The organism is Gordonia sp. SCSIO 19800 (assembly GCF_018132775.1).
Classification (GTDB): Bacteria; Actinomycetota; Actinomycetes; order Mycobacteriales; family Mycobacteriaceae; genus Gordonia; species Gordonia hongkongensis.
In genome coordinates, this window is record NZ_JAGRQM010000016.1 from 120,411 (window position 1) to 126,779 (window position 6,369).

The following is a 6,369-nucleotide window of genomic DNA, read 5'->3' on the forward strand; positions in this document are numbered from 1 at the left end:
GGATCAAGTCGCTGCGCTTGTCGCGTTCGACGACGAGACCGGCAGGCGGGAGTCGAGCACCAGACCGGCGATGCCGATCGCAAAGAGGCCACCGGTGACCGCGAGCTGGAGGGGATGCGTGTCACCGGTCAGGGAATCGCCCAGCATGACCACCGCCGCGGTGCCGGGGGCCATACCGAGGATGCTGGCAATCGCGTACGGCGCGAGACGCACCGAGGACAGAGCCGAGCAGTAGTTCGCCACCGAGAACGGGCATGCCGCGATGAACCGCAGCGACCCGACCGCCAACCAGCCACGACGCTCGAGCCGGTACTCGACGGCACGGACCACCGGTGCCTTCAGATACGGCTGCACGCGGTCGCGTCCGACTCGGCGGACCAGGACGAAGGCTGCCACCGCCGCCACCGACGAGGCGATCATCGCCCCCGCGAAACCGACCAGCGGTCCGAAGAAGATCCCGGACATCACCGTGAACGTCGACCGCGGGATCGGGGCGATGGTGACGACCGCGTAGGCGAGGAAGAACAACCACACGAAGGCCGGTCCCAGATCCGCGCCCCAGTCGCGGACGCTCGAGATCGAGGGCAGCGGGACGAAGTAGGACGCGGCCAGGACGGCGGCGAGGAGCACGGCGGCGACGAGAGCCCGGCGCAGGATCCGTCGATCGGCCCGACGACGGCCCGACGTCGGCGGGTGACCGTCTCCGGCGCTCGCCGCGTCCGCGATCTCCGCGTCGGCCGCGGTCGGGCCGGCGACATCCTCGCTGACAGCGGATCGATCGGGCACCCGGACACTCTACGCTGGGCCCAGCGGTGTACCGGGTCCCCGAGTGCGCCACGTCACGCCGACCTCGACGCCGAGCCGAGCGAGCGATCGGCTAGTGTCGTGTACGCGCTCATCACAGTGCATTCACGGAGGTGTGCTTCCCCACATGCCACAGCAAACTGACCAGCCCAAACCCGAGTCAGAACTCGACGACGCCTACCAGGCGTGGTCGACGGCCGCCGCGGCCGTTCTGGCGAAGTCGCGACGCGTCGACGTCGACGAGCTGCCCGACACACCCGAGGCGCTGCTCTCGACCGACACCGCCGATGGGCTGACCATCCGGCCGCTCTACACACGTCGCGACGAACTCGCCGAGCCCGGTGTCCCCGGTCGCTTCCCGTTCGTCCGCGGCGCCGACCCCGTGCGTGACGTCACCACCGGCTGGCGCGTCACGGAACGGTTCGGCGACGACGCGACGCCGGCGGCGGATCTCAACGGGCTCATCCTGGAGGCGATGGCCAACGGGACGAGCGGTCTCTGGCTCTCGGTGAGCAGGCCCGGTGACGGGCTGGGGGTCGCCGACCTCGCGACGGCGCTGCGCGGCGTCTACCTCGATCTGGTGCCGGTGACCCTCGATGCGGGCACCGAGGGCATCGCGGCGGCTCGCGAACTGCTCGGCCTGAAGGAAAAGGCCCAGGCCGCTCCGGTCGCCGCCGCTCCGACGGCGGCCACCGTCCACTCCTTCGGCCTGTCGCCGCTGACGGCCGCGTTCTCGGGCCGGGCGACCGTCGATCCCGACGAGGCCACGGCGCTCGCCGCATCCGGGCTGCCCGACGGGGTCCGTACCTTCCGGGTGGACGGCAGCGACTTCGCCACCGCCGGTGCCGACAACGGCCTCGAACTCGCACTGACGGTGGCGGCCGCGGTCGCCCACCTCCGTGACCTCACCGCGGCCGGCCTCTCACCCGAGGCCGCGCTGCGTCAGATCACCTTCGGCGTCTCCGCCGACGACGACCAATTCGCCACGATCGCGAAATTCCGTGCGCTGCGCAAGATCTGGGCTCGGGTGGCCGAGGTCGTCGGCGCACCCGAGGTCGGCGGAGCGCTGACCCACGGCGTGACCGATCTGTCGATGTACTCCCAGCGGGACCCGTGGGTCAACATGCTGCGCAGCACCATCGCGGCATTCGGAGCCGGGGTCGGCGGCGCCGACCAGCTGACCGTCCTGGGCTACGACGCGACCATCCCGGCGGACAAGCGCACCTCGAGCGCGTCCTTCTCGCGACGCATCGCCCGTAACACCCAGCTGCTGCTGCTCGAGGAGTCCAACATCGGACGCGTCCTCGATCCGGCGGGCGGCTCGTGGTTCGTCGAGTCCCTGACCGACGATCTCGCCACGAACGCCTGGACGGTGTTCACCGAGGTCGAGGCCGCCGGCGGTTACCGTGTCGCGCTCGACACGGGCTGGATCGCCGAGAAGGTCGACGCCTCCCTCGCTCGCCGCGACACCGAGGTCGCGCATCGCCGCATCTCGGTCACCGGCGTCAACGAGTTCCCCAACATCGACGAGCGCGCACTGTCGGAGACGACGGGGGCCCCGGCTTCCGCGGTCACCGACGTCGTCACCGGTACGCCGCGCCTCGCGCGGATCGGACGCGCCTTCGAGGAACTGCGGGACCGGTCCGACGTCGTGCTCGCCGAGCACGGTGCACGGCCGTCGATCCTGCTCATCCCGCTCGGCAGCGTCGCCGAACACAACGGCCGCACCACCTTCGTCGCGAACTTCCTGGGTGCCGGCGGCATCACCGTCGTCAACCCCGGCCCGCTGACCGCGGACAAGGTCGGCGACGCGGTGGCCGGGGCGAACACCCCGATCGCGGTCCTCTGCGGAACCAAGGCGCGCTATGCCGAAGAGGGGCCCGCCGCACTCGCGGCCGCTCGCGCGGCCGGTCTGTCGACAGTGCTCCTCGCCGGACCGGACAAGGAATGGCCCGAGGGCGACGATCGTCCCGACGGTTCGCTGCGCGTCGGCATCGATGCGGTGAGCACCCTCGGCGACCTTCTCGACCAGCTGGTCTCGACATCCCCGAAGACGGCGGGAGCAACGGCATGACCCAGACCGAACCCGATCTGACACAGACGATTCCGAACTTCGCCGGAATCGGTCTGACATCGGACGACACCGGTGCGACGACCGCTGATGGTGCCGCGGCCGCGGTCGCCGAGGAACTCGCCTCGGCGCACGGATACTCGGTGGACCAGGTCACCTGGAGCACCCCGGAGCAGATCGACGTCACGCCGGTGTACACGCGCGCCGAGCGCGACGCCGTCCTCGACGATGCCGAACATCCGTACCCGCTCGATTCCGTTCCCGGTGCCGCACCGTTCATCCGGGGCCCGTACCCGACGATGTACGTCAACCAGCCGTGGACCATCCGCCAGTACGCCGGCTTCTCGACCGCGGCCGAATCCAACGCCTTCTACCGCCGCAACCTCGCGGCCGGCCAGAAGGGACTGTCGGTCGCATTCGACCTCGCGACCCACCGCGGCTACGACTCCGACCATCCGCGCGTCGCCGGTGACGTCGGCATGGCCGGTGTGGCGATCGACTCGATCCTCGACATGCGTCAGCTCTTCGACGGGATCGACCTCGGCAGCGTGTCGGTGTCGATGACGATGAACGGTGCGGTGCTGCCGATCCTCGCGCTCTACGTCGTGGCCGCCGAGGAGCAGGGTGTGCCGCCGGAAAAACTGGCCGGGACCATCCAGAACGACATCCTCAAAGAGTTCATGGTCCGCAACACCTACATCTATCCGCCGAAGCCGTCGATGCGGATCATCTCCAACATCTTCGAATACACCAGCCAGAAGATGCCGAAGTTCAACTCGATCTCGATCTCCGGCTATCACATCCAGGAGGCCGGGGCGACGGCCGATCTGGAGCTGGCCTACACGCTCGCCGACGGCGTCGAGTACATCCGCGCCGGACTCGAGGCCGGCCTGGACATCGACAAGTTCGCCCCGCGACTGTCGTTCTTCTGGGGCATCGGCATGAACTTCTTCATGGAGGTCGCGAAGCTGCGTGCGGCGCGTCTGCTGTGGAGTGAGCTCGTCGCCGAGTTCGATCCGAAGAACGCGAAATCGCTGTCGCTGCGCACACATTCGCAGACCTCGGGCTGGTCGCTGACCGCCCAGGACGTGTTCAACAACGTGGCCCGCACCTGCGTCGAGGCGATGGCCGCCACACAGGGTCACACCCAGTCGCTGCACACCAACGCCCTCGACGAGGCCATCGCGCTGCCGACCGACTTCTCGGCCCGCATCGCGCGCAACACCCAGCTGCTCCTGCAGCAGGAGTCGGGCACCACCCGTCCGATCGATCCGTGGGCCGGTTCGAACTACGTCGAGTGGCTCACGCATCAGCTCGCGCAGAAGGCGCGCAAGCACATCCGCGAGGTCGAAGAGGCCGGCGGCATGACGCAGGCCATCAACGAGGGCCTGCCGAAGCTGCGCATCGAGGAGGCCGCGGCGCGCACCCAGGCGCGTATCGACTCCGGCCAGCAGCCGTTGGTGGGCGTGAACAAGTACCAGGTCGCCGACGACGAGGAGATCGAGGTCCTCAAGGTCGAGAACTCGAAGGTGCGCGCCGAGCAGCTCGAGAAGCTGGACCGGCTTCGCGGACAACGCGATTCGGCTGCGGTCGAGGCGGCCCTGGCCGATCTCACCGGCGCCGCCGCGTCGTCGGAGGGTGGCCTGGAGAACAACCTGATGGCCCTGGCCATCGAGGCAGCACGGCACCAGGCGACGGTCGGTGAGATCTCCGAGGCACTCGAGAAGGTCTATGGTCGCCATCAGGCGGAGATCAAGACGATCAGCGGGGTGTACCGACATGAGGCGGGCGAGGTGAGCAACATCGACGCGGCCATCGAGGCCGTGCGCCAGTTCGCCGAGGCGGAGGGCCGCCAGCCGCGTGTCCTGGTCGCGAAGATGGGCCAGGACGGTCACGACCGCGGCCAGAAGGTGATCGCGACCGCGTTCGCCGACCTCGGCTTCGACGTCGACGTGGGCCCGCTGTTCGCCACGCCGGAGGAGGTGGCCGCGCAGGCCGCCGACAACGACGTGCACGTGGTGGGTGTGTCGTCGCTGGCCGCCGGGCACCTGACGCTGGTCCCGGCCCTGCGGGAGGCGCTGCGCGAGGTCGGCCGCGAGGACATCATGGTGGTCGTCGGCGGCGTGATCCCGCCCGGCGACTTCGCCGAACTGTACGAGGCCGGCGCCGCCGCGATCTTCCCGCCCGGATCGGTCATCGCCGACTCGGCCGTGGAACTCATCGGCAAGCTCGCCGACACCCTCGGCCTGGAACTGCCCGGGGCGACCGCGAACTGATGGCGGTCCAACCGCGACGTCCCATCGACGTCGACGCGCTGGCCGACGCTGTCCTGGCCGATCGCCGCGCCGATCTGGCGCGTGCGATCACGCTCGTCGAGTCCAAGCGCGCCGATCACCGGGCCGCCGCCCAGGAGCTGTTGCTGAAGCTGACGCCGCACGCGGGCAAGTCGTTCCGCGTCGGCATCACCGGCGTCCCCGGCGTGGGCAAGTCGACGACGATCGAGGCGCTCGGTATGCACCTGCTGGAGCTGGGCCACAAGGTGGCGGTGCTCGCCGTCGACCCCAGTTCGACGCGCACGCGGGGCTCGATCCTCGGCGACAAGACCCGAATGGGCCGGCTGTCGACGGCCGAGAACGCCTACATCCGGCCATCGCCGACGTCGGGCACGCTCGGCGGCGTGGCCAAGGCCACCCGCGAGAGCATCGTGCTCGTCGAGGCGGCCGGCTTCGACGTCGTGCTCGTCGAGACGGTGGGCGTCGGGCAGTCCGAGGTGACGGTCGCGAACATGGTCGACACGTTCACGTTCCTCACCCTGGCCCGCACCGGGGATTCGTTGCAGGGCATCAAGAAAGGTGTCCTCGAACTCGCCGACGTGGTCGTGGTGAACAAGGCCGACGGCAAACACCTCAACGAGGCGAAGAGCGCGGCACGCGAGTTGAAGAACGCGCTGAAGCTGATCTACCCGCACGACGCGCTGTGGATGCCGCCGGTGCTGACCATGAGCGCGATCGAGAACACCGGCGTCGACGAGTTCTGGAAGACCGTGGTACGCCACAACGAGACCCTCACCGCGGCAGGAGAGTTCACCGCCCGCCGCAACCAGCAACAGATCGACTGGACCTGGGCGATGGTCAACGACATCGTGCTGTCCCGGCTCGGTGACTCACCCGCCGTGCGCGGGATCAGCGGCGACGTGGAGCAGCAACTGCGGGACGGGTCGCTGACCCCGGCCCTCGCCGCGCAACGGATCGTGGACGCGTTCGACGAGCGCTCTCACTCTGCTCCCTAAACCGCAAGAACGACCTACTCCTGCTCCCTGAGGTGTGAGCGAAGCGAGCCACGAAGGGCTTCGCAACGTGTATCACCAGGCCCTTCGTGGCAGTGAGAATGGGTGTGGTGATTGTCGGGGGTGAGGTCTGACCTGCTTCGTGGCTGACCGTGGTGTCATGGACGAGATCTGTCGACCTCATTCCGCCGGTGATCGCCGCCGCAAA

General features: G+C 69.0%; 4 protein-coding genes. 3 read left to right on the plus strand and 1 reads right to left on the minus strand.

The genetic code is table 11. The annotated features are described in order from the left end of the window. Positions 1 to 3: 3 nt before the first annotated feature. Complete coding sequence (locus KB201_RS17595) at positions 4 to 786, minus strand: TVP38/TMEM64 family protein (protein WP_058250402.1); 783 nt, start codon at positions 784 to 786, stop codon at positions 4 to 6. Positions 787 to 931: 145 nt separating this feature from the next. Here KB201_RS17595 and KB201_RS17600 point away from each other — a divergent pair, with 145 nt between their 5' ends. The 3 genes from KB201_RS17600 to meaB are packed head-to-tail and all read left to right on the plus strand — an operon-like array spanning position 932 to position 6,164. Next, the gene (locus KB201_RS17600) at positions 932 to 2,878 is read left to right on the plus strand and encodes a methylmalonyl-CoA mutase family protein (RefSeq protein ID WP_211539982.1); all 1,947 of its coding nucleotides are present in this window, start codon (positions 932 to 934) and stop codon (positions 2,876 to 2,878) included. Further along, positions 2,875 to 5,151: a methylmalonyl-CoA mutase gene (scpA, locus tag KB201_RS17605; protein WP_211539983.1), complete on the plus strand. Its 2,277-nt coding sequence runs from the start codon at positions 2,875 to 2,877 to the stop codon at positions 5,149 to 5,151. The genes KB201_RS17600 and scpA overlap by 4 nt, the downstream gene beginning before the upstream one ends. Then, positions 5,151 to 6,164 (plus strand): methylmalonyl Co-A mutase-associated GTPase MeaB, encoded by a 1,014-nt coding sequence (gene meaB, locus KB201_RS17610; RefSeq protein ID WP_211539984.1) that lies wholly within the window; start codon positions 5,151 to 5,153, stop codon positions 6,162 to 6,164. The genes scpA and meaB overlap by 1 nt, the downstream gene beginning before the upstream one ends. Positions 6,165 to 6,369: the final 205 nt, after the last annotated feature.